The sequence below is a fragment of the Streptomyces sp. NPDC033229 genome (assembly GCF_055576875.1).
Window position 1 is genome coordinate 419,948 of sequence record NZ_JBVIQR010000001.1, and the last position, 23,614, is coordinate 443,561.

General features: G+C 72.1%; 15 protein-coding genes. 10 read left to right on the plus strand and 5 right to left on the minus strand.

Features of this window, described 5'->3' with window-relative positions:
• The first annotated feature begins 144 nt into the window (after positions 1 to 144).
• From ACZ53N_RS01635 to ACZ53N_RS01660, 6 genes are all read left to right on the plus strand, one after another.
• Positions 145 to 969, plus strand: a complete 825-nt coding sequence (locus ACZ53N_RS01635) for an alpha/beta fold hydrolase (protein ID WP_469138972.1) — start codon at positions 145 to 147, stop codon at positions 967 to 969.
• A gap of 150 nt (positions 970 to 1,119) precedes the next feature.
• Complete coding sequence (locus ACZ53N_RS01640) at positions 1,120 to 1,662, plus strand: hypothetical protein (RefSeq protein ID WP_469138973.1); 543 nt, start codon at positions 1,120 to 1,122, stop codon at positions 1,660 to 1,662.
• 303 nt (positions 1,663 to 1,965) lie between these two features.
• Complete coding sequence (locus tag ACZ53N_RS01645) at positions 1,966 to 3,096, plus strand: polyprenyl synthetase family protein (RefSeq protein WP_469138974.1); 1,131 nt, start codon at positions 1,966 to 1,968, stop codon at positions 3,094 to 3,096.
• Positions 3,097 to 3,157: 61 nt separating this feature from the next.
• Positions 3,158 to 4,696 (plus strand): acyl-CoA carboxylase subunit beta, encoded by a 1,539-nt coding sequence (locus tag ACZ53N_RS01650; protein WP_469139035.1) that lies wholly within the window; start codon positions 3,158 to 3,160, stop codon positions 4,694 to 4,696.
• 111 nt (positions 4,697 to 4,807) lie between these two features.
• Positions 4,808 to 5,041 (plus strand): acyl-CoA carboxylase subunit epsilon, encoded by a 234-nt coding sequence (locus tag ACZ53N_RS01655; protein ID WP_469138975.1) that lies wholly within the window; start codon positions 4,808 to 4,810, stop codon positions 5,039 to 5,041.
• Between the two features lie 116 nt (positions 5,042 to 5,157).
• Positions 5,158 to 8,139, plus strand: a complete 2,982-nt coding sequence (locus tag ACZ53N_RS01660; RefSeq protein WP_469138976.1) for an AfsR/SARP family transcriptional regulator — start codon at positions 5,158 to 5,160, stop codon at positions 8,137 to 8,139.
• Between the two features lie 147 nt (positions 8,140 to 8,286).
• On the opposite strand, the gene ACZ53N_RS01665 is transcribed toward ACZ53N_RS01660, so the two are convergent.
• Both ACZ53N_RS01665 and ACZ53N_RS01670 read right to left on the minus strand, forming a co-directional pair.
• Complete coding sequence (locus ACZ53N_RS01665; RefSeq protein ID WP_469138977.1) at positions 8,287 to 8,511, minus strand: hypothetical protein; 225 nt, start codon at positions 8,509 to 8,511, stop codon at positions 8,287 to 8,289.
• Positions 8,512 to 8,714: 203 nt separating this feature from the next.
• Complete coding sequence (locus ACZ53N_RS01670; protein WP_469138978.1) at positions 8,715 to 8,888, minus strand: DUF6269 family protein; 174 nt, start codon at positions 8,886 to 8,888, stop codon at positions 8,715 to 8,717.
• 319 nt (positions 8,889 to 9,207) lie between these two features.
• Between ACZ53N_RS01670 and ACZ53N_RS01675 the strand changes: the two genes are divergently transcribed.
• On the plus strand, positions 9,208 to 11,061 hold the full coding sequence (locus ACZ53N_RS01675) for an AfsR/SARP family transcriptional regulator (RefSeq protein ID WP_469138979.1): 1,854 nt from the start codon (positions 9,208 to 9,210) through the stop codon (positions 11,059 to 11,061).
• 186 nt (positions 11,062 to 11,247) lie between these two features.
• Here ACZ53N_RS01675 and ACZ53N_RS01680 read toward each other — a convergent pair whose 3' ends face one another.
• Positions 11,248 to 11,421 (minus strand): DUF6269 family protein, encoded by a 174-nt coding sequence (locus ACZ53N_RS01680; protein WP_165451679.1) that lies wholly within the window; start codon positions 11,419 to 11,421, stop codon positions 11,248 to 11,250.
• 161 nt (positions 11,422 to 11,582) lie between these two features.
• Here ACZ53N_RS01680 and ACZ53N_RS01685 point away from each other — a divergent pair, with 161 nt between their 5' ends.
• Positions 11,583 to 13,151 (plus strand): tryptophan 7-halogenase, encoded by a 1,569-nt coding sequence (locus ACZ53N_RS01685; RefSeq protein ID WP_469138980.1) that lies wholly within the window; start codon positions 11,583 to 11,585, stop codon positions 13,149 to 13,151.
• Positions 13,152 to 13,157: 6 nt separating this feature from the next.
• Here ACZ53N_RS01685 and ACZ53N_RS01690 read toward each other — a convergent pair whose 3' ends face one another.
• Positions 13,158 to 20,696 carry an SDR family NAD(P)-dependent oxidoreductase gene (locus ACZ53N_RS01690; RefSeq protein WP_469138981.1) on the minus strand — a complete coding sequence of 2,513 codons (7,539 nt, stop codon included), beginning with the start codon at positions 20,694 to 20,696 and terminating at the stop codon, positions 13,158 to 13,160.
• Positions 20,697 to 20,927: 231 nt separating this feature from the next.
• On the opposite strand from ACZ53N_RS01690, the gene ACZ53N_RS01695 reads away from it, so the two are divergent.
• Positions 20,928 to 22,052, plus strand: a complete 1,125-nt coding sequence (locus ACZ53N_RS01695) for an SDR family oxidoreductase (RefSeq protein WP_469138982.1) — start codon at positions 20,928 to 20,930, stop codon at positions 22,050 to 22,052.
• Positions 22,053 to 22,055: 3 nt separating this feature from the next.
• On the opposite strand, the gene ACZ53N_RS01700 is transcribed toward ACZ53N_RS01695, so the two are convergent.
• Entirely contained in the window at positions 22,056 to 22,790 is a 735-nt protein-coding gene (locus ACZ53N_RS01700; protein ID WP_469138983.1) for a thioesterase II family protein, read from the minus strand.
• A gap of 504 nt (positions 22,791 to 23,294) precedes the next feature.
• Between ACZ53N_RS01700 and ACZ53N_RS01705 the strand changes: the two genes are divergently transcribed.
• Positions 23,295 to 23,513 carry a hypothetical protein gene (locus tag ACZ53N_RS01705; RefSeq protein WP_469138984.1) on the plus strand — a complete coding sequence of 73 codons (219 nt, stop codon included), beginning with the start codon at positions 23,295 to 23,297 and terminating at the stop codon, positions 23,511 to 23,513.
• The last annotated feature ends 101 nt before the right edge of the window (positions 23,514 to 23,614 follow it).

A 23,614-nucleotide genomic window follows, 5' to 3' on the forward strand; every position in this document is an offset into this window, starting at 1 on the left:
GAACGAGGCCCGTTCGATACGGTCCCAAGGGCGCGGCGGTTCGGTGCGGGAGCCGGCCGGTGTCCGCCGCGCCAGGGTGATGGGTCCCGGGAATCCCATTGCCGATGCGCTGACTTCCGGCACGAACGGTGAAAAGGAATAGGTATGCGGGTTCCGGCTGGTGATCTGGTATTCGACGTCGAGGTGACGGGCCCACAGGACGGCGATCCGGTTCTGCTCCTGCACGGCTTCCCGCAGAGCCGAAGAGCCTGGGACGGGGTCGTACCGGCCCTCAACGCGGCGGGCCTGCGGACCATCGCGCCCGACCAGCGCGGATACTCGGACGGCGCTCGGCCCGCGGGTGCCGACGCGTACGCGCTGCCACTGTTGGCGAGTGATGCCATGGGCATCCTGGACGCCCTCGGTATCGAGTCCGCCCATGTGGTGGGACACGACTGGGGATCGGTGGTGGCCTGGTACCTGGCCGCGCGCCACTCCGAGCGGGTCCGGACCCTGACCGCCGTGTCCTTCCCGCACCTGGAGGCGTACTGGTACGCGCTGCGCCATGATCCGCGACAGCGGGAACTCTCGCAGTACATCGCCTACTTCGTGTCGCCGGACAGCACGGCCGGGATGCTGGCCGACGACGCGGCGCAGCTCCGGTCCTTGTTCGGCGACACGGTCGAGCCCGACCAGGTGAAGCACTACCTCGACCTGCACACCCGGCCCGGCGTGCTGGACGCGACCTTGAACTGGTACCGGTCCGGCAGTCTCCTCGCCGAGCACGAGGGGCTCGGACCGGTCCCGGTGCCGACCACCTACATATCGAGCGACGGTGACATGGCGGCCGGCCGGGTCGCCGTCGACCGGACGGCGCGGCATGTCACCGGCCCGTACCGCTTCGTGCTTCTGGAGGGCGTCACACACTGGCAGCCGGAGCAGGCACCGGAGCGGATCACCGAGGAGATCCTGCGGCGGGTGACCCGGTGACGGGAACGCGGGGCCCGGACCGTCGACCGGCCCCGCGGACAACGGTCGGGCGTACGGAGGACGTTCCGGCGACGCGCCTCCGCCATATGGGGGAGCGGAGTCGTGCCGATGCATGATCCCGACCCGTCGAACACCGGAAACAATGAGGGCATGGCAATCAACACGGTGCGTCAGACAGTGACCAAGTCGACTCCGACGACCGAGCGCCCGGTGCCGCGCTGGGCGGAGATCGTGGCCCACCTCATCCCCTTGGTGGCCTTACCGGTATGCATCTGGCGGCTGCCCATCGGATTCGGCTACGGCATGGGCGGGGAGCCCTCGCCGCCGTCGGTCTGGAACGCCCCCTATGTCATCGGACTCAGCGTGGTCTCCGAGGCGTTCGCACTGCTCAGCTTCGGCCTGGTCCGCCACTGGGGAGAGGTCGTACCCGAGTGGGTACCCCGATTGGCGGGCAAGCGCATCCCGCCCATGGTGGCCATCGTCCCCGCGACACTCGGCGGTCTCGCATTCGTCGGTTTGATGGTGCACTGGTTGCTCACCGCCCTCCACCTCGGCGGCTCGACCGGATTCCCCTATGCCGAGGGGTGGGACACCCTGGCGATGATTGTCAGTGGCCTGTTGACCCTGTGGGGACCGTTGTTGCTCGCCCTGACGTACGGCTACTACCGGCGCCGCTGCCGCCCGGAAGCCTGAACGGTCCGTCGGTCTCTGTCGCCTCGAACGCAGTGAAGCCCCCGCAACCTCCATTGCCGGGGCTTCCGTCGTATATCGCCCCGTCTGCTCCGCCATTGTCCCGCGCGTCCCAGCACGGACACCGGTGAAAGCGCAAGACCGGTCCGATGGCAGCAACCTGTCACCGTTGTTGTTCCGGCCCAGGGGCATTGGACATCCTCGAAAAGCCTCAGATTCTCCTCATTCCTTGCCCAAAAGGGGTTCAGCCATGGCCGAGAAGGCTGTGTTCGATCCGTCGATACGCACGGCGGCCGGGGACTTCCGATGACCCGTAACGGCACGTCGTTCGTCCGGACCGCCCGCGCCGCCCGCGCCGCCCAAGCCTCCGATGCCGTCCGCGCCGTCCGCGCGGTCGTCACCGGCCGGGGCCGCGAAGCCGGGGCGGCCGCCCGCCGCGGCGCCCCGAAGTTCCGGTTCCGCCTCGACGACCCGGCCGCCGAGGCACGGCTGCGCGCCACCCTGGAAGAGGTCGAGAAGCGGCTGCAGGACACCGCGACGGACGCCGTCGACCCCCGGGTCGCCGAGCTCACCGGGCACGTCACCGCGGCCGGCGGAAAGCGGATGAGGCCCCTGCTGGTGCTGCTCGCCGGCGAGTTCGGCGAACCGTGGCGGGAGGGGGTCGCGCAGGCCGCGGTCATCGTGGAACTGGTGCATGTCGCCTCGCTCTACCACGACGACGTGATGGACGAGGCGAGCACCCGGCATGGCGTGCCCAGCGCCAACGTCCGCTGGGGCAACCGGCAGACCGTCCGTGGCGGCGACTGGCTGCTCGCCCGCGCCGCCTACCTCGCCGCCGACCTCGGCCCCGAGGCCGTGCGCCTCAACGCCGATACGGCGAGCAGGCTCGTCGACGGGCAGGTGCGCGAACTGGTCGGCCCCGCGACCGGCCAGGACCCCGTCGAGCACTACTTCCAGGTGGCCGCGGGCAAGACCGCGTCACTGCTGACCATGGCGCTGAGCATCGGCGCCCGGCAGGCGGGCGCCCCGGAACCGTACGCCGACGCCCTGGGCGCGTACGGCGCCTACCTCGGTGCCGCCTTCCAGATCGCCGACGATCTGCTGGACCTCTCCGGGCCGGCCGACCAGACCGGCAAGGAACAGGGCAAGGACCTGCTGGCCGGGGTGCCGAGCCTGCCCGTGATCCTCGCCCGCGCGGACCGCAGCCCGCAGGGCGCCGAACTGCGCGGCCTGCTCGCGGACGGCCCCATCCAGACCCCAGCGGCGCACCACCGCGCCCTGCGACTCTTCCCCCGCTCACCGGCCTTCGCCGAGGCCGAGGCCATCATGCGCGACCGTCTCGCCCGCGCCCGTGCCGCGCTCTCGGTGCTGCCGTCGATACCCGCGCGCACCGCCCTCGAAGCCCTCTGCGACTTCGTGGCCGACCGGACCGGCTGACCGCCGAGTCCGCAGCAGAAAGGAGCCGGCCGTGCCGCAGCAGGCCGCACACCCGACCGTCATGGACGGGATCGGAGAGCTGTCCCGCGTCCGTGCGGAGGCGGTCCGGGGAGAACCCCGAGCCACCGAGGCACAACACGCCAAGGGCAAGCTGACCGCCCGTGAACGCATCGAACTCCTCCTCGATGAGGGGTCGTTCACGGAAGTGGAGCAACTGAGGCGGCACCGGGCGACCGGCTTCGGGCTGGAGGCGAAGAAGCCCTATACCGATGGTGTGATCACCGGGTGGGGGACGGTGCACGGGCGTACGGTTTTTGTGTACGCGCATGATTTCCGGATCTTCGGTGGTGCGTTGGGTGAGGCCCATGCGACGAAGATTCATAAGATTATGGACATGGCGATCTCGGCGGGTGCTCCGCTGGTGTCGTTGAACGACGGTGCGGGTGCGCGTATCCAGGAGGGCGTTTCGGCGCTGGCCGGGTACGGCGGGATCTTCCAGCGCAATACGAAGGCGTCGGGTGTCATCCCGCAGATCAGTGTGATGCTCGGCCCGTGCGCGGGTGGTGCGGCCTACAGTCCGGCGCTGACGGACTTCGTGTTCATGGTCCGTGAGACCTCGCAGATGTTCATCACCGGTCCCGATGTGGTGCGGGCCGTGACGGGCGAGGAGATCACCCAGAACGGCCTCGGTGGCGCCGATGTGCACGCCGAGACCTCCGGCGTCGCGCACTTCGCCTACGACGACGAGGAGACCTGCCTCGAAGAGGTCCGCTACCTCCTCTCCCTCCTCCCGCAGAACAACCGCGAGATGCCACCCGGTTCGGCCACCGACGATCCGGCCGACCGCACCTGCGAGGCGCTGCGCGAGATGGTCCCCGCGGACGGGACCCGGCCCTACGACATGCACGACGTCATCACCGAGATCGTCGACGACGGAGAGCACATGGAGGTGCACGAGCGCTGGGCCACCAGCGTCATCTGCACCCTCGCCCGGATCGGCGGCGAGGTGGTGGGCATCGTCGCCAACCAGCCCCAGTCGCTGGCCGGTGTCCTCGACATCCACTCCTCGGAGAAGGCCGCGCGCTTCGTCCAGCTCTGCGACGCCTTCAACATCCCCCTCGTGACCCTCGTCGACGTGCCCGGCTTCCTGCCCGGTGTCGACCAGGAGCACGGCGGCATCATCCGCCACGGCGCCAAGCTGCTCTACGCGTACTGCAACGCCACCGTCCCGCGGATCTCCCTGATCCTGCGCAAGGCGTACGGCGGCGCCTACATCGTCATGGACTCCCGCTCCATCGGCGCGGACCTCTCCTTCGCCTGGCCCGCCAACGAGATCGCAGTGATGGGCGCCGAGGGCGCCGCGAATGTCGTCTTCCGGCGGCAGATCGCGGCGGCCGACGACCCGGAGGCGATGCGCGCCCGCATGGTCAAGGAGTACAAGGCGGAGCTGATGCACCCCTACTACGCGGCCGAGCGGGGCCTCGTCGACGACGTCATCGACCCCGCCGACACCCGCTCCCTGCTGATCGGCTCGCTGGCCATGCTGCGCACGAAGCACGCCTCGCTGCCGGACCGCAAACACGGCAACCCCCCGATGTGAGCGACACCCCCGAGGCCGGACCCCAAAGCCGGGCCTCGATACCGGATCCCGCTGCGCAAACCCCGCGGTGAGTACGCCCCCCCGACGCGAGAAGCGAGAAGGAGCAGCCCTGTGTCACAGGAGAAGGCACCGACCGCACTGCGAGGCCCCCTGGGGCCCTCTCTGCTGAAGGTCATCGGCGGAAACCCCACCCAGGAGGAGCTCGCGGCGGTCACCGCCGTACTCCTCGCGCTGTCCGCGCGCCAGGAGCGTCAGCCGGCCGCGGCGGGCGCGCCCGCCGCCGCCCGGTGGCAGCGCGCCGGGGCCCGCGGCCGCCCGCCCGGGGCCCGGGTGCCCCGGAGCTGAGCCCGGCAGCTTCCTGCCACCTTCGTCCCGGGTGGTGGGAGGCCCCGCCACCCACGTAAAAACAGCACAAGCCCGGCCGCCCGCAAACGCGGCCGCGGCCGACGTCAGGAGGCAGCGTGCTTCAGGTAGTGTTCCGAATCCTGGGGCCGTTGGACATCAGCGTGGACGGCCGCCCCGTCGCCCTGCAAGGCGCCCGCCAACGCACGATCATGTCGCTGCTGTTGCTCACCCCGAACCACGTGGTCTCCGTCGACACGCTCGCCGACGCCGTCTGGGACGGCCGCCCCCCGGCCACCGCCCGCAATCAGATCGCCATCTGCGTCTCCGCGCTGCGCAAGACCTTCAAGGCGGCCGGCGCCGAGAACCTGCTCGTCACCAGCCACCCCGGATATCTGCTGGCATCCGGCGAACACCGCATCGACGCCGTCGAGTTCGAGGAACGGGTCGCCCAGGGACGCCAGGCCGCCCGCAGCGGCCGGCTGGAGGAAGCCAGCGCGTGCTTCGAGGAAGCCCTGGCCATGTGGCGCGGCCCGGCCCTGGAAGGCATCACGGCCGAGCGCATCGAGAAGGACGCCGCCCGGCTCACCGAAACGCGCCTCGACGTGTACGAGGAGTTCGTGGGGCTGCGGCTGGAGCTGGGCCGCCACCAGGACCTCATCGGCGAACTCAGCGCGTTCATCCGGGAGAACCCGCTGCGCGAGCAGTCCATCGCCCACCTCATGCTGGCCCACTACCGCTCGGGCCGGCGCGCCGAGGCTCTGGAGACCTACCGCGAGGGACACCGCATCCTCGCCGACGAACTCGGCATCTCCCCCGGCCCGGTCCTGCGGGACCTCCACGAGGCCGTGCTCAACGACCTCCCTGAACTCAACCCGCACCAGGCCACCGAGGCCCCCGCCGCCCCGCCGGCCGTCCCGGAACAGTTCCCGCCCGACGTCGCCTCCTTCACCGGCCGCAAGAAGGAACTCGCCGTCCTCGACCGGCTGCTGGAGCACGTGGGCGGCGACGTGCTGCCCGTGGGTTCCATCACCGGCATCGGAGGGGTCGGCAAAACCGCCCTGGCCGTCCACTGGGCCCGCCAGGTCGCGAGCCGCTTCCCCGACGGCCTGTTCTTCGCCGACATGCGCGGATACGACGAGGAGGCACCCCGCCGGCCCGGCGCCGTCCTGGACCACCTGCTGCGGGCCCTCGGTATCAAGGGCCCCCAGATCCCCGCCGACCAGCACGAGCGCACAGCCCTCCTCCGCGGCGCCCTGCAGGGCCGCCGGGTCCTGATCGTGCTGGACAACGCCCGGTCCTTCCAGCAGATCCGGCCGCTGCTGCCCGGCGACGGCCGCTGCTGCGTCCTCGTCACCAGCCGCGACCCCATGGGCGGCGCCCTCGCCGGCGACTACGTCTACGTACCGCTGGTGCTCGGCGCGCTCCAGCAGGACGAGGCCACCGCACTGCTGTCCAGGGTCGCCGGGGACGACCGGATCGCCGCCGACCCGGTCGGCGCCGCCCGGCTCGGTGAACTGTGCGACCGGCTGCCGCTCGCCCTGCGCATCGCCGCCGCCCGGCTCGCCGCCAAACCGCACTGGTCGGTACGGACCCTGGTCGCCCGGCTCGAGGACCAGCACCGCAGGCTCGACGAACTGAGCCTGGACGAACGCGGCGTACGGGCCGGGCTGCGGCTCAGCTACCGCGATCTGTCACCCGACGCCGCCCGGATGTTCCGGCTGCTCGCCATGGTCGACGCACCGGACTTCGCCGCCTGGGCGGGCGCCGCCCTCCTCGACATCGATCCGCTCGACGCCGAGGACCTCATCGAGCAACTGGTCGATGCCCAACTGCTGGAGCCGCTCAGCGCCACCCTCGGACCGGTCCGCTACCGCTTCCAGAACCTCCTGCGGCTCTTCGCCCACGAATGCGCCCTGGCCGAGGAGGACGCGGCCGAGCGCCGCGAGGCCACCCGCCGGGCCTACGGCGCCTGGCTGGCGCTGGCCGTGGAGGCCCACCACCGGCTCTACGGCGGTGACTACACCCTCGTCCACAGCCAGGCGCCGCCGCACCGGCTCCCGGCCCACCTGGTGGGCCATCTGCTGGAGAACCCCATGGAATGGTTCGAGAGCGAACGCGTCCCGATCACCAGGATCGTCGACCAGGCCGCCCAGGACGGCGAAGCCGCGTACGCCTGGGACCTCACGATGACCAGCGTCACCCTCTTCCAGAACCGCAACTACCTGGAGGACTGGCGGCACTGCGGCGAGCGGGCCCTCGCCGCCGTCCGCCGCGCCGGCGACCGGCTGGGGGAGGCGGCGATGCTGCACTCGCTCGGCACCCTGGAGATCATCCAGTGGAAGTACGACGAGGCCTTCACCCGGCTCGGCCTGGCGCTGCGCCTGTTCGAGGAGCAGCACCAGGTCGAGGGGTGCGCCCTGGTGCTCCGGAACCTGGCGCTGTGCGAACGGCACCGCGGTGATCTGGAACGGGCCAGGGAGCTCGGTCACCAGTCGCTGGCGGGGTTCCGCACCGCCGGTGACCCCTACGCGGAGGCCCACATGCTGGGCCTGATGGCGCAGATCGAACTGGAGCGGGGTGACGCCCGCACGTGCGTCGAGCTCTCGCACGAGGCGATCGCCAGGACCCGCGAACTGGGAAGTGTGAGAGGCGAGGCACAAGGCATGGTCCGGCTCGCCGGAGCCCTCGTCCACCAAGGGGACGGGGCGGGCGCCGAGGACGTCTGCCGACGGGCCCTCGAACTCGTGCGGACCAGTGGTGACCGCCGCGGTGAGGCCCACGCGCTGCGCGCGCTGGGCGAGGCACTGTGGTGCCGGGAGCAGTGGGAGGACGCCGAGGCCGTCCTGCGCGACGCGCTGGCGACGGCCGTCAAGGTCCAGGACCGGTTCCTCGAAGGCAGGGCGGGTCTCGCCCTGGGGTGCCTGCTCGCCCTCCGGTCCGACCGGGCCGGGGCGGCCGGCCTCTTCGCCGACGCTGCCCGGCAGTTCACCGAGGTGGGAGCGGTGCCCTGGCAGGAGCGGACGAACCGCCTGCGGACGGTGCTCGACCGGGGCGAGGAGCCGGACTCCCGGGAGTTGTTCGCGCTCTTCCAGCGCTAGCGCCCTGCGGGCGTGTCCTCAAACGCCGGACGGGCTGCTGTGCTGTGTCCTCAATCGCCGGACGGGCTTGGCGGCTGAGCTCAGCCGAATCAAGCCTGTCCGGCGTTTGAGGGCACCGCCGCGCAGCGGAGGTGAACGCGGCCCGCGTCACACCCACGGGTCATCCATCGCTGCCGCACTCGACGCCGCGACCGGCGTCCGGGCGTCGGCCGCGGCCACCGCGTCGATCTTGACCCACGGGTCGTCGCCCTGGGCCTGCGCCGCCACCCCGAAGACACCGAGCGCCGCCAGGACCATGGTCCCGCCGACCGCCAGCCGGCTGAGCGGAGCGAGGGCGACGGCGGTGTAGGCGGTGCGCTTGGCGCGGTTCATGGTGTCCTCCCGGACGTCTCGGGGCCGGGCTGCCGGACCTCGTGTCCGGGGCCTTCGCGGCCCGCTTCCTGCGGTATGCCGAGAACATTAGGGACGCCTGCTTTTCACGCCCTTTCGAATCTGTTTCGCCGCCACGAAATCGACCCGACATCGACCCGATGGAGCCGGGAAACCAGCACGCCGGACCGATGCCGGACGATGTCCTACTGCGGTGCCTGGCCGGTGTTTTCCGGTCCTCGCGCCACCTGTTCCGTCAAGCGGTCCGCGTAGGCGACCAGCAAATCCGACCAAGGGATTCCGGACTGCTGCAGCATGAGTTCCTGATCGGCCGCCGACATGTCCGCGACCCGGTCCATGAAGTCCAGCGGGTCCTCCACCTGCCCGGCTACCTGCGGATGATGTTTGATGTCTTCCTCCTGCCTTTGGTCCGGGATGTCGTCCGGTTCCGCGCAAACAGGCCGACGGGCGCGACCATAGGAAAACTTGAACTGCCTTCCACCGCGCCCGTGACCGTGCCGTGGAGCGTTTCCCCGCGGCACTGCCGCCCACGCTAGGCGAACCTCTTTTCAAGGCTCTTTCGTATCGCTTTCCCAGCCGTGAAACCGAGCCGATGCCGGTGTGGAACCCCACCTCCGTAGCGTTTCGCGGCAGACGGCCCGGGGGATCGGAGCGGGCCCGCGAACGGGGGAGGACCTCATGGACTTCAAGATCCTCGGCCCGGTGTCGGCCGAGCGGGACGGCCACCCGGTCGCACTCGACGGCGGCAAGCAGCGCACCGCGCTCGCGACCCTGCTGCTCGCCCACGGCCAGATCGTCACCGACGAACGGCTGACCACCCTGCTGTGGGGCTGGGACCCACCGGCCACCAGCACCAACCAGCTCTACACCTACGTGTCGAGGCTGCGCACCCGCCTCGGTCCCCGGCACGGCCTGCAGCGCCGCGGCGCCGGCTACCGCATGGACATCGGTGACGCGGGCTTCGACTGGGACGCCTTCCGCTCCCTCGCCGACGCGGGCCGCGCCGACCTCCTCGCGGCCCGCTACGCCGACGCCGAGGACCGGCTCGGCCGAGCCCTCGCGCTGTGGTGGGGCCCGGCCCTCACCGACGTCACCGAACACCTCGCGCGGGCCGAGGGCCCCCGCATGGAAGAGGCCCGGCTGTCGGCACTGGAGAACCACACCGAGGCCGCACTCGCCCTCGGCCGTCACAACGACCTGGTCCCCGCCCTGACCCGGCAGGTGACCCTGCATCCGGTACGGGAGCGGTTGCGCGGCCAGCTGATGACCGCGCTGTTCCGCTGCGGCCGCCAGGCCGACGCGCTCGCCGTGTACGAGGCCGGACGCCGGGTCCTCGCCGACGACCTCGGCATCGACCCGGGACCGGGGCTGCGCGCCCTCCACCAGGACGTGCTGACCGGGACCCTGCCGCCGCCACCGGCACCGGAACGCGAGCGGGTCACCCCGGCCGCCCCGTCCGCGCCCCCGGCGGCGACCGCTGTCCGGGCCCCGCACCCGGAGCCCGTGGCCCCTGGAGGCTGGCAGGGGCTCGTCCCCGCGATGCTGCCCGCCGCCCCCGGCGACTTCACCGGCCGGCAGGCCGAGACCGACGAGGTACTGACCGCCCTGCGCGCGCACCAGGACGCCGTGATCACCGGCGCCCCCGGCACAGGGAAGTCCGCGCTCGCCCTGTGGGCGGCCGAACGCTGCCGTGCCGACTTCCCCCACGGCGGGCTCTACGCCGATCTGCGGACCGACAACGGGGCACCGCGCGACCCGGCGGAGGTGCTCGGCTGGTTCCTGCGCGCCCTCGGCACCACTCCCGACCAGGTGCCCGCCACCCTCGACGAGCGCGTCCAGCTCTACCGGACGCTGCTGGCCGGGCGTCGCGCGCTCGTCGTCCTCGACAACGCCCACGACGACAGCCAGGTACGGCCCCTGCTGCCGGGCGGTGGAGAGAGCCGGACCGTCGTCACCGGGGTCCGGTCCCCCCTGGCCTCGCTGGAAGGCACCCGGCTGGTGCGGCTCGGGCCCATGCCGGCGGAGGAGGCCCTCGGGCTGCTCACCACGATCGCGGGCCCCCCACGGCCGGACCCGGCGGCGCCCGACGCGCTCTCGCGCATCGCGGAGCTCTGCGACCGGCTGCCCCTCGCCCTGCGGATCGCCGCGACCCGGCTGGCGGCGCGTCCGCACTGGTCAGCGGCCCGGTTCGCGGACCGGCTGGCACCCGCCGGCCGCCGGCTCGACGAACTGCGCATCGGCAGCCTCGACATACGGACCGGGCTGAGCGCGGCACTTGCCCAGCTCGACCCCGCCGCGCGGAACGGCTTCGGCACGCTCGCGGCGGCCGGAATGCGCGCGCTGACCGCGTCCGACGCGGCGGCGCTGCTCGACACCGGCCCCGACGACGCGGAGGAACTGCTGGAACGGCTCGCCGACGCACGGCTTGTGGAGGTGTGCGGGGCGGACGGTGACGCGTGGCTGCGGTACCGCTTCATGCCGCTGGTCCGGCTGTTCGCCCAGGAGCAACGCGTACCCGACCTCGTCTCCTGAACGACTCCTCCTCTTACCGCTCCCCGACGTCTTCGGGTTCCCGGCCTGGTGGGCCTGCCGTCCTGCGGCCGGCCCACCAGGCCGTTCCCGGTGCCCTGCTCCATCGTTCGCTTCTCCGCCCACGAGGCGAAGCAGCGGGCCGACCTCGTCTGCGGCCCGGCGGCCCCGTGGGCCTCGCTCACAAGGTCAGCCGCAGCCGCCCGCGTGCCCTTCGTCCAGGCCGAAGGTGGCCATTCCCGCCCAGGAACTCTCGGGCTCCGACAGCGGCGCCACTTCCTGATTCACCGTTCCCGCCCACTCGATTTCCGCGAGAACCTCCAGAGGGTGCTGGACCTGGGACGGGGAAGTCTGATCATTCAACACTTCTGCTCCTGTCAGTGAGTCGGGTCCCGCTCAGGCCCCGCACCAACAGGTTCGGCCGCACTCGTATGGGAATTCCCCGTGCCGTCTCCGGGCGGCGATCCAGAGGAATACAGACCGGTTATAGGCCGCGTACAGAGAAAGCGTCCACCGTGTCCCGTATGGACAGTCACGTCAGGCGCGTCGTTGTCGTGGGCGGAACGGCCTCCGGCTGGGTCGCCGCTGCCCGGCTCGCATCCGCCTTCCACGGCACGCTTTCCGTCGCCGTACTCGAAACGCCGCAGCGAGCCGCCGCGGTATCGGCGACCGGGCAGACGGCCGCCGTCGCGTCCGAATTGCAGCGGGGACTCTTCGACCGCATCGGCGTTCCGGAAGAGGAATGGATGCGAGCCTGCTGTGCGTCCTTCAAAATTGCCGTGCGATATGTCAATTGGCGTACCGAAGGCGCGGCCGAAACCGCGGTGCGGATCACCGGCAACGGCGGCGTGGACCACTTCTACCGCCCCTGCGCGGACATGCCGCGGTGCGCGGATCTCCCGCTGTCGGACTTCTGGCGGCACCGCAGGCACGGTGGGAGGACCACCGAGCCGTACGACTACGCGTGCTTCCGCGAGCCGCCGCTGCTGGACGCGAGGAAGTCACCGCGCTGGCTGGACGGCCGCACGGCCGTCCCGTACGGCTGGCACGTCGACGTCCGCATGTTCACGCAGTACCTGCGGAAGACCGCGATGCGGGAGTTCGGCGTACGGTCCGTCCGCGGCGAACTCCTCCGCGCCGAACGGGACGAACGCGGAATGCTGACCGCCCTGCACACCGTGGAGGGCGTCTCCGTCGTCGGTGACCTCTTCCTCGACTGCACGGGGGCCGAGAGCCTTCTGCTGGCCGGGGTCCTAGAGGAGCCGTTCCTCGCCGCCCGGGACCGGCTGCTGTGCGACAGCGCGGTGACCGTCACCGTCCCCCACGACGACGCCGCGCACGGCATCGACCCCTTCACCACGGCTACGGCCATGCCCGACGGCTGGGCCTGGCGGATGCCGCTCCCCGGACGGTTCGGGGCGGGGCTCGTCCACGCGCGCGACCTGACGGATCCACAGGAGGCCGCCGACCGGCTCTGCGCGCTCTGGGGCCTGCGCCCGGACCACGCCACCGTGCGGCACCTCGCCCACCGCACCGGGCGCAGCCGCCGCGCCTGGGTGAAGAACTGCGTCGCACTGGGACCGGCCGCGTCGTTCGTGGAGCCTCTGGCCGACGAGGGCCTGGCGGACGTTTTGCACATGGTGGACCGGCTGGTGCGCGACTTCCCGTCGCGGGACGACGCGGAGGCACCGGCGGCCCGCTTCAACCGCGCCGCACAGGCCCGTTACGCCCGGGCCCGGGACTTCGCGCAGTTGTTGTACTTCGCGGCGCCCCGCGCGGACACGCCGTTCTGGCGTGCCCAGCGCGAACTGCCGCTCTCGGACACGCTGGAGGAATACCTCGTCGGCCATCGCGCGGGCCTGTCCCCGGGCAGCGGCGAGGCTCCGTACGACGCCCTGCTCGCGGCGCTCGCCCCCCGTCGGGCCGCGCCGCCCGCCGCCCTCGCCCACCGGCCGGCGGCCCGTCGCACGGCGGACGCCGAGTTCTCCCGGATCCGACGACAGCAGCGGATCCTGCTGGAGACCCTCCCGGGGGCCCACGAGTTTCTGCACCGGCTGCACTCCCGGCCGGTGCCGGCGGCGGCCGTGATCTGAGGCGGCTCAACCGAGCCCGAGGCGCTGGTGGGTGAGGCGGGCGATGTCGGCGACGGTCTGCTGGCTGCGCAACAGCTCCAGCGGCGGGATGTCGATGCCGTAACGCTGCTGGAGGGCAACCAGGAATTCAGCGGCCATCAGGGAGTCGAGGCCGTACTCGTCGAGCCGTCGGTGGGGGTCCAGTTGCCCGGGATCCATGTGCAATGCGTGGGCGATGAGCCCGGTCAGGCTCTCGGTGATGCGGGCCAGTGCCTCGGACGTGGACACCTGGCTCAGCTCCCGCAGCAGGTCCTCGCGAGTGGCACCGCCCTTGCCCTGGCTCGGGACGAGCATGCCGAAGCGCGGTGTGGCGAGGGAGGGCAGCATGCCGCCGAGCCTGGCCCAGTTGCACCGGGCGATGCCGGCGACGCCGACACGGGCGGTGAGCAGCGCTTCCGCGGCGGCGAACGCCTCGGAAGGCGCCAGCGGTTCGATGCCGAACGCGGTGAGGGAGCGGAGCAGGTCGTTGCGGGCGGCATAGCCGACCTCGCCGATGACACCCCACTGGACGGCGTCGCCCGGCAGGCCCGCCTGGCGCCGCTCGCGTGCCAGCGCTTCGAGGAAGACGTTCCCGGCGGAGTACGGGGTCTGCTGGATCTGCCCGAGCAGTCCCGTGATGGAGGAGTGGAGCAGGAACACGTCGCACTCCCGCTCCCGGGTCAGCGCGTCGAGTACCATCGCCCCGGTCATCTTGGGTGCCAGGACGGCCGTGAACCGGGCGTCGTCGAGTTCGGCCAGGGACGCGTCGTCGAGGTGCATCGCGCAGTGGGCCACTCCGCGCAGCGGACGGCCGCCGGCGTCGATGCGTTCGGCGACGGCCCGCATGCAGTCTGGGTCGGTGACGTCCGCCGCGTAGACGGTGGCGTGAACCCCCTGGGCGGTGAGCCCTTTCACCAGCTCGGCGACGCCCGGGGCCTCGGGGCCCCGGCGGCTGACGAGGGCCAGATGGCGGGCTCCGAGCGAGGCGAACCACTGCGCGGTCGCGGCTCCGAAACCGCCGGTGCCGCCGGTGACGAGATAGGTGGCCTCGGCGTCCAGCCGCGGGGGCCTGGGGAGCGGCTCGACCAGTGGGGGTTCGTCGAGCGGATCGAAGGCGACGACGACCTTGCCGATGTGGCGGGAGTGCTGCAGCAGATGGAAGGCCTCCTCCACCCGGGCCGCGGGGAAGACGGTGTGCGGCAGACCGTCACAGTCGATGACGCCCTGGACCAGGCGGCGCCTCACGTCCTCCGCCGCCTCGACACGGTGGCTGTCGGTGAGGACCTTGGAGACGTCCACCCCGAAGAAGGCGATGTCGTTGCCGAAGGGGCGCAAGGCCAGCGGACTGTTCGCGAAGATGTCGCGCTTGCCGAGTTCGAGGAAGCGGCCTCCGGAAGCGAGCAGCTCCAGACCGCGCGCGATGGCCTCGCCGGCCAGGGAATTGAACACGACGTCGACGCCGCGACCGTCCGTGATCTCCATGACCTGGGTGGTGAACTCCAGTGACCGGGAGTCCAGGACGTGCTGGACGCCGCAGGCGCGGACGAAGTCCCGCTTCAGCTCGCTCCCGGCGGTGGCGATGACCCGCGCGCCGAGGCTCTGGGCGTGCCGGACAGCGGCCAGGCCCACACCACCGGCCGCGCCGTGCACCAGCACGGTCTCGCCGGGCCGGAGCCGTGCCAGATGGCTCAGGCCGTAGTAGGCGGTGGCGAGAGCCATGGGCATCGAGGCGGCCTGGGCGAAGGTGACGTGCTCCGGGATATGCCAGATGAGGGCCGCCTCGGCGACGATGTGCGAGGCGAGGGCGGCGTGGGCGAACCCCGCCACCCTGTCCCCCGGCGCGAAGCCGGTCACGTTCGCGCCGCAGGCCGTGACGACCCCGGCGCACTCGAAGCCCGGCCCCTTCTCCGACGGTGTGCCCTCGAAGGCCTCGGTCGGCAGCAGCCCGGCGGCCTGCACGGTGTCCCGGTAGTTCAAGGCGATGGCCCCTACGGAGACGACGACGTCCTCCGGGCCGGGCTCCGGTGGTTCGACCTCTTCCCACACCAGCTGGTAGGACAGCCCGGGGTTCCGTACCCGCAGGGTGTACGTCCCCATGCCATCGGCCGGCCGCGCCGGGCTCCAGTGCCTCTCCCGCGCCACGAACCGGCCGGCGGAGGTGAGCACGACCTCGTCCTCGTCGGTCGGTTCCAGCAGTTCACGGGCCAGCCGCCACGCGTCACGAGCTGTGTCGCCGCGGTGCAGGCTCACCCGGCGCCCGGTGAACTCGGGGCGCTCGTTGGCCAGGCTCCTGGCCGCGCCCCACGCGGCCGCGTCCTCGGGACGAGTGATCGCGTCGGGGGTGGGCACGGCCCCGCAGGGCGACGTCACCAGCCACAGGTCGGCGTGGACGCCCTCGGGCAGCCGCTCGCAGGTGGCGGCCGCCGCGCGGAGCAGCGCGGCCCGCCGGGTGGCCCGGGCCGCGCCGGTCTCCGGCGTGACCAGGACGTCGCAGCCGTCGGGGGTGTCGCTGAGGACGAGGGCGAGGGTCACCGTCTCGACGGAAGCCCTGTCGTCGTCCGGCACGGCGGCGAGCAGGGAACCCCACTCGTCGGCCGAGGTGCTCGCGACCACGGCCCTCGCCGAGCGGGTCCCGGCCCGGTCGAGGAGTTCGGCCGTGGTGCGTGCCAGTGCCTGGTCCTGGGGGAGTTCGCTCGCCACCACGAACACCGCACCGGCCCGGGCATCGGGCAGCGGGTCCGGCCCCACCTCCCCCTCGGCGTACCCGGCCGGGCCGGTGGCGAGAAAGAGGGAATAGTGATCCCGGGCCGGTGCCCGATCGTGGCCGAGCTGGACGACGTCGGTGTAGCCGCACCCTTCCAGCAGACGGGCCCACGCGTCGCGGGGCAGCAACCGGGAGGCGGGCCGCAGTGCGGTGTCGGTGTGGCCGAAGAGGCCGCCCGACGCCCCGAAGATCGCCGCCTCCAGCTCCGCGTCGTGTGCCTCGACACCCAGCAGCCGGCCTCCCGGTGCCAGCAGGGTGGCCACCTGGCGTAGCGAACGCTCCAGGTCCCGGGCCGTGTGCAGGCTATGGGCGGCGATCACCAGATCGAAGCCGTGCGGGTGGTAGCCCTGGGCGGCCGGTTCGGCGTCCGGATCGAAGAGCCGGTAGTCGACGAAGTCGTACGCGGCGAACCGCTTGCGGGCCGCCCGCAGCGAGCCCTCAAAGGCGTCGGTGAAGCAGTAGCGGGTCCGGTCGGCGGGCAGCAGCGGCAGCACCGCCGCCGCGGCGCCACCGGCACCACCACCGATCTCCAGGACGTTCAGGGTGCGGCCGGCCGGCCAGAGACGGACCATCTCCGCCAGCAGCGCCTGGGCGAGCCGGTGATGGAAGCGGCACACCGGGGACGTGTCGTAGAACTGCGCCCGGAACAATGCTGCGGCGCCCGGGGCCCGGTGCGCCCCGGTACCGCCTTCGTCGAGGGCTTCCTCCGTCTCCTTTGTCTCCCCTGCCTGCCTCGTCAGAGAGGCGAGGGTGTGGGAGCTGAGAGCGATCTCGGCGACCGACGCGGGGGAGGTGTTGAGGGCCGTACGCAACAACGCGTCCGTGTCGGTGTCCGCCGGCATCAGGCTCCCCCGGCCCACACCCTGGGAGGTCAGCAGCCCGTGCCGTTCCATCAGGGGCGTCAGCAGAATCAGCAGCCGGCGGAGCCGGTCGCCCACCCCCGCGGCGACCAAGTCGTCGAGGGACCAGGGAGCCGTCGGCTCGGGCAGTGCGGCGGCGAGCGCGCCGGCCACGCCGCGCCCGATCCCCAGCTTGAGAAGCGATGTCAGCCTCTCGTACGGCTCGCCCGGCCATGCCTGGCGCAACGCGGCGACCCGGTCCTGGACGGCCGCGACGAGGCGGGCGGAGCCCGGCAGCGGTGAAGGCGCGCACGGCTCCCCGGCCCGTGGGGCGGCACGCAGCACGCAGTGGTGCGTGGTCACCTGCGTCCGGCCGGCCACCTGAACCCGGCGCAGCCGGCAGGATTCGAGCTCGACCATGACGGAGCCCCGCTCGTCGGTGAACAGGAGGTCCCAGCACACCTCGTCGTCCGTGCGGGAGCGTTCGAGGGCCCGGATGACGCCCGACGGCGGCAGGGGCTCCCAGACCCGGACCGCGCCGATGCTCGCCGGCAGGTGGGTGGAGCCCTGCGCCAGGCGGCCGGCCAGCAACTGCACCCCCGCCTGCAACGCCCCGTCCAACAGGGCCGGATGCACCACGTAAGGGTCTGCGGGGGCGTCGTGGTGATAGCGGGCCACCACCTCGTCCTCGCCCTCCGCGAGCTCCGTCAACACGTGGAAGCCCGGCCCGTACACCAGTCCGACGTCGGCACACGCCCGGTAGAAGTCCTCGGCCGCCACCCGCCGGGGGCACCGCGCGCGCACCGCGTCGAGGTCGATCCGGCCCGGTCGGGGGCGCAGCAGCGTACGCACCCGGGCACGGGCGTGGGTGCGCAGCCCCTCGCTGTTCTCGTCCGTGCTGGTGATCGTCACCGCGCCGTCCGCCGGGTTCAGCGAGACCTGCGTGCGGACGGCGGCGGGGTCCGTACGGGACACCACCAGGGCGCTGTGGATGTCCAGGAACTCGACCTCCACCGGGCTGCCCAGCGCGCACCGGCCCGCCGCCAGCGCCATCTCGGCGAACGCGGTGGCGGGCAGGACCACCAAACCGCCGATCCGGTGGTCGGGCAGCCACGGGGCCAGAACGGGCTCGACGGTGTTCACCCAGACCGGCAGGGGAGCGGGCACCCGCTCCCCCAGCAGGGGGTGATCGATCCGGCCGGCTCCCCTGGAAACCACCCACCAGTCGGGGCTGCCGACCCAGTGCCGCTGCCGCTGCCAGGGATAAGCCGGCAGCTCGGCCACCCGGCCGCGGCGCGGGAAGTAGCGACGGCAGTGGGTGTCGGGATCCGAGGCGATCACCGTCGCCGGCGCGGCCGTGAGGTCGCGCGGACCGTTACCGTCGCGGCGGAGGGTGGAGACACAGACGACGGTATGGTGCGCGCAGTCGGCGGAGATCCGCCGCAGATAGGTGCGCAGCACCGGGTGCGGTCCGATCTCGACGAGGATGTCGGCGCCGGAGGCGATCGCCCGCCGGGTGGCCGCAGCGAACCGTACGGGCTCCCGCATGTTGCGCCACCAATACGTCGCGTCCAGCTCGGCTCCGCTCACCAGGTCCCCGGTGACGGTGGACAGGAGCGGGACGGCGAGTGTGGCGGGTCGCAGCCCTTCCAGCGCCTCGGTGAAGGTCTCTCGCTGCGGGTCCATCGCCCGGCTGTGAAAGGCGTAGTCCAGCCCCAGGTCACGGAAGAACACCCCGCGCCGGCCGAGCTCGCGGCCCAGAGCGGCCAGGCCCTCGGCGGGGCCGGAGACCGTCACGTCACGGGGGCTGTTGAGGCCGGCGATCTCCAACGACGGCGCGTAGGCCTCCAGTTCCCTCGCCGCGCGGTCCGGCGACAGCCCGACCGCGGCCATGCGCCCCCGGCCCGCCGTCGCGCCCTGCGCCCGGCTGCGCGCGGCGATCACACGGGCCGCCCGGTCCAGGGGCAGCGCCCCGCCGACGTGGGCGGCGGCGACCTCGCCGACGCTGTGGCCGAGGACCATCGACGGCTCGATCCCGTGCTCACGCAGCTCGGCCACCACGCCGAGCTGCACGGCGAACAGCAGCGGCTGGGCGATCTCGGTGGCCTCCAGCCGCCACCGCTCGGGCGGCGCGGCCAGGGCCTCGACGACCGACCATCCGAGCCTCGGCGCCAGCTCCGCGTCCACCCGTGCCACCGTCTCCCGGAAGACCGGACGGCCCAGCAGATCGGTGGCCATCCCCGCCCACTGCGAGCCGTTCCCGGAGAAGACGAAGGCGACCCGGCCCCTGCGCACCGCCCGGCCCGTCCCCGCCGCCGCCACCGGCCCGGGGCTTGGGGCCGGTGGCGCGTCCCCCGCCACGGAGTCGACTCCGGCCAGTGCCGAGAACTCGGCGGCCGCCTCCTTGGCCGTGCGCGCCAGAACTACGGCGCGGTGCTCGTGCCGCCCCCGTCGTACACACGAGGTGTAGGCGAGGTCGTAGAACTCCCCGTCGGCGGCCGTGGCCAGCCGCTCGGCCAGCCGCCCCGCCGCCTGTGCCAGCGCGGCGGATGAGCCGGCGGAGACCATCAGCGGCAGTGGCGAACCGGTCGGCGGGACGTCACCGGTTTCGGTCGGCTGCGGGGCACAGGAGACGATGGTGTGCGCGTTGGCGCCGCCGAAGCCGAAGGAATTGATGCCGACGACGGGCCGCTCGGTGGGTGCCACCGGGCGGCTCTCGGGAACCGTGGCGAGGCCGAGGCCGGTGAAGTCGATGTGCGGGCTGGGCGGATCGGCGTGCAGCGAGGCGGGCACCACGCCGTGCTTCAGCACCAGCAGTGCCTTGCAGAGCCCGGCCATGCCGGAAGCGGGCTCCAGATGCCCCAGGTTGGTCTTGACCGACCCGATGGGCAGCTCTCCGCTGATCCGGCGGACGCCCAGGGCCCGGCCGATGGCGGTCGCCTCCGCCGGGTCGCCCGCCGGGGTGCCGGTCCCGTGTGCCTCGAAGTAGACCAACTCGTCAGGATCGACGCCCGCTTCGGCGTACACCGCACGCAACAGCTCCTCCTGCGCCTCCGGGTTGGGCAGCGCCAGCCCCATGGTCCGGCCGTCGCAGTTGGAGCCCGTGCCCAGGATCACCCCGTGGACCCGGTCGCCGTCGGCCAGGGCCCCGGCCAGCGGCTTGAGCACCACCACACCGCCACCCTCGGCCCGGACGAAACCGTCGGCGTGCGCGGAGAAGGCGGCGCAGTGCCCGCGCACCGACAGCATCGACGCCTGGGAGAAGCCGACGTAATGGAAGGGGCTGAGCAGGATGTTGACGCCGCCGCACAGCGCCATGGAGCAGCCGCCCTCCCACAGGGTCCGGCACGCGCGGTCCAGCGCGACCAGAGAGGAGGAACAGGCGGTGTCGACGGCCATGCTGGGTCCACGCAGATCGAAGGCGTACGACAGCCGGTTCGCGGCGATCGAGGAGGCGAAGCCCGACAGGGTGTAGGGACCCAGGCTGCGTACGGACGTCATCTGCAGGGCGCCGTAGGAGGCGTCGGAGATACCGACGTAGACCGAGGTGTCGGACCCGGCCAGGGCCGCCGGGGCGATGGCGGCGTCGTCCAGGGCCTCGGCGGCCAGCTCCAGCAGCAGCCGGTGCTGCGGGTCCATGTGCGCCGCCTCCTTCGGGGAGATCCCGAAGTATGCGGCGTCGAATTGGGCGATGTCGTCGAGGAACCCTCCCGCGGCCGTATAGCTCTTCCCGATGCGAGGGCCCGCCGGGTCGACGAACCGGTCGATGTCGAAGCGGTCTTCCGGCACCCGGCCGACCATGTCCCGGCCGTCCCGGAGGGCGTGCCACAGCCCGTCGAGGTCGTGGATGCCGCCCGGTAGTCGGCAGGAGATCCCGACGATGGCGATCGCCTGTCCCTGCCCTCGAACCCCGTTTGTCCCCATGCGAGTCGGCTCCCCTCGATGGCGGCGCCTGACCCTGTCCGGATATCAGGGCACCCACGGTGATACTTCTTGTATACCCGTGAACTATCTGAAGATAGGTCACTCATCAGGGTGAACGTCGATGCGGGGCCGGTCGCATGTTCCCCGGGCCGGACCACCATGGGAGCGCTGTTGCCCCGGAGGGACCGCCGGTCAGGTGGGGGTCCGTTCCGTATCCGCGAAGGAGCCGTCATGTCCGTCGCGTTCACCGGTGCCACCGGATTCCTCGGCTGTCGCCTCGTGCGTGAACTCCTCGCGCGGGACACCGACGAGGTCGTCACGGTGCTCGGTCGCGGCGACGCAGGGACCCTGCGGACCCGGGTGGAGGCGGCGATGGGCTGGCTGGAAGGCCCGCCCCTTCCCCCCGGTGCCCTCGACCGGCTGCGCTACGCCACCGTCGACCTCGCCCGGCCCGTGCTGGGGCTCACCCCGTACGAATGCGACCGGTTGACCGACGGGCTGACCTCACTCTGGCACTGCGCCGCCATGGTGAACCTCCAAGGCGATCCGGCCTCCCTGTACAGGGCCAACGTCCTGGGCACCCGCGGCGTTCTGGAGCTGGCGGACCGGGCACCGCGGGCCCGTCCGATCCACATCAGCACCGCCTTCGTCGCCGGTCGCCGCTCCACCGGCCACGTCCTGGAGACCGATCTCAGTGACGCGTGGGGGTTCCACGTCCCGTACGAGGAGAGCAAGTTCACGGCCGAGCGCCTGGTGCGCGCCTGGGCCCGGCGTACCGGGCGCACCGCGACCGTCCTGCGCCCCAGCCTTCTCGTCGCCGATCGCAGGGTCCCCGAAGGGCTCCCCGATCACCCGGTCGGCGTCCTGTCCCGGCTGGTCGCCGGGATGCTGCGGGCGAAGGCCCGGGAGGACGTCACGGCTGCCCGGTTGCTGAACGGCGGTTCCCTGACCCAGCGGTACCGGCTGCCCGGTGACCCCGCCGGCACCGTCAATGTGCTCCAGGCCGGTTACGCGGCCGCGGCCATGGTGCGTGCCGCCGCGGCCCCGCCCGCGCCCGGGGTCTGGACCCTGCACGTCACGCACCCCCACAACGCCCCCGTGGAGACGCTCCTGGGCGCCTTGGCCGCCCCCTACCCCGGGGTCGTGCTGGAGTTGGTGCCGGACCTCTTTACGCCCACCCCCGACGAGGCCGACCTGGCCGGGCGGCTGGGGGGCCTGCCGGCCTACAGCTCCCACCGCCGCACCTACGACCGCGCGCACCTTCTGCGGGCGGTCGGCGGCCTTCCCGATCCCCCGCCGGTCACCGCCGCCTGTCTGGCCCGCGCCACCGCTCCCGACGGAGCTGCCGACGGGTGACTCTCAGCCAATGAGCCCCGCCGTATCGGTCGTCAGGTGCCGTGCCAGCTCGGGCCATTGGTGCCGAAGGTACATATGCCCCCCGGGGTACACGCGCGTCACGGTCGTGGCGGTGGTGCAACTCCGCCAGCCCTCCACACACGCTCGCGGGATGAGGCGGTCGCGGTCCGCGACGCACAGGGACACGGGACAACCGAGCCGACCGCCGGGGCGGTAGCGGTAGGAGACGATCAGGGGGACGTCCCGTGCGAGCCTCAGAGCCAGCAACCACAGGTCGGACGTCTCCCGGCGCTCCCTCAACAGGCTGGTGACCGTGCGGTCCGGGCGGGATTTGCGGCGCAGGAGCCGCCATGCCTCGGGAGGGGCGGGGGACGCGGACGCCACGAGCAGCCGCGGCCCGGGCAGCCCGGCGGCGACGAGGGCGCGGGCCGTTTCGAAGGCGACGATGCCGCCCACGCAGTGACCGAAGAACACGGCGGGACGCGCGTCGGTGGTACGGCGGATGCCTTCGGTTGTCTCCCGGACCAAGGTGCGGAACAGATGGACGGGCCGCTCCCGGCGACGGCTCCCGCGCCCCGGCAGTTCGAAGGTCAACGGCTCGATGTGCGGGGGCAGTTCGGGCACCAAGGGCGTGAAGAAGGATGCGTCGGCGCCGGGTACGGGAAAGAGGTAGAGCCTGATCCCCGCGGCCGGCCGGTCGGCCAAGGGAACGATCCACCGGTGCGCGGAATCCGCCATGAGGGGCCTCCCGTTCAGCCTCGCAGTGGCACGCGATCCAGGGATCGCTACCCGCGCGGGCCCGATCGCAACCCGGCGTGATCCATCCGTCACCGGGCGTCGCTCCGGGAAATCTCCACATCGCGGGAAGACCGCGGGTAACTCCCTTTCGCCGCCCCTCGATATGCCGGTTATGCCCGCAGCGCTTGATGGGCGTGTGTCCACCTATGTCCAGCGAGGAAGTCGGACCCCCGATATCTGTTACTCGATCCTGTGAAGGACTTGTAATGATTCAGTGGAGGAATCTGAAAGCCTGATGCCCTGCGGGGCGTTCCGCGTGCTCGTGACCGTCAGCCGGGTTGGCCGCGTCACCCGTTCACGTGCTTTTATCTGCGCACCGCAGCGGTTCTCAGAACGGCGGTCGATTTCGACCGGGCCGCCGCGGTAGCGGTCGGACCGTTTTGTTGCGGCCCGCACCATGTCATCGATAAACAGCCGGACAAATGAAGGAAGGGTGCGCACATCATGCGTAACAACATCGAGACCCGTGAGATCGCCGACAACGAGCTGGACGCCGTTTCCGGCGGTGTCGCCATCTCCGGCGGCCTCCTCGGCGCCGTGACCGGCGACGTCAACACCGTGCTCGGCACCGTCACCTCCCTGCAGACGGTCCAGGCCGCCCAGGCCCTGCCCGGCCAGGTCGAGGGCATCGCCGGCGTGCACGTCGGTGTCGCCGGTCTCTGATTGCGATAGCCGGCACCCGAACCCCGGAATTCCGTCATTCCGGGGTTCAGGCCTGCCCGCCGCCCGGGCGGCGGGCTTCGCCGCGTAATTCAGCACCCTTG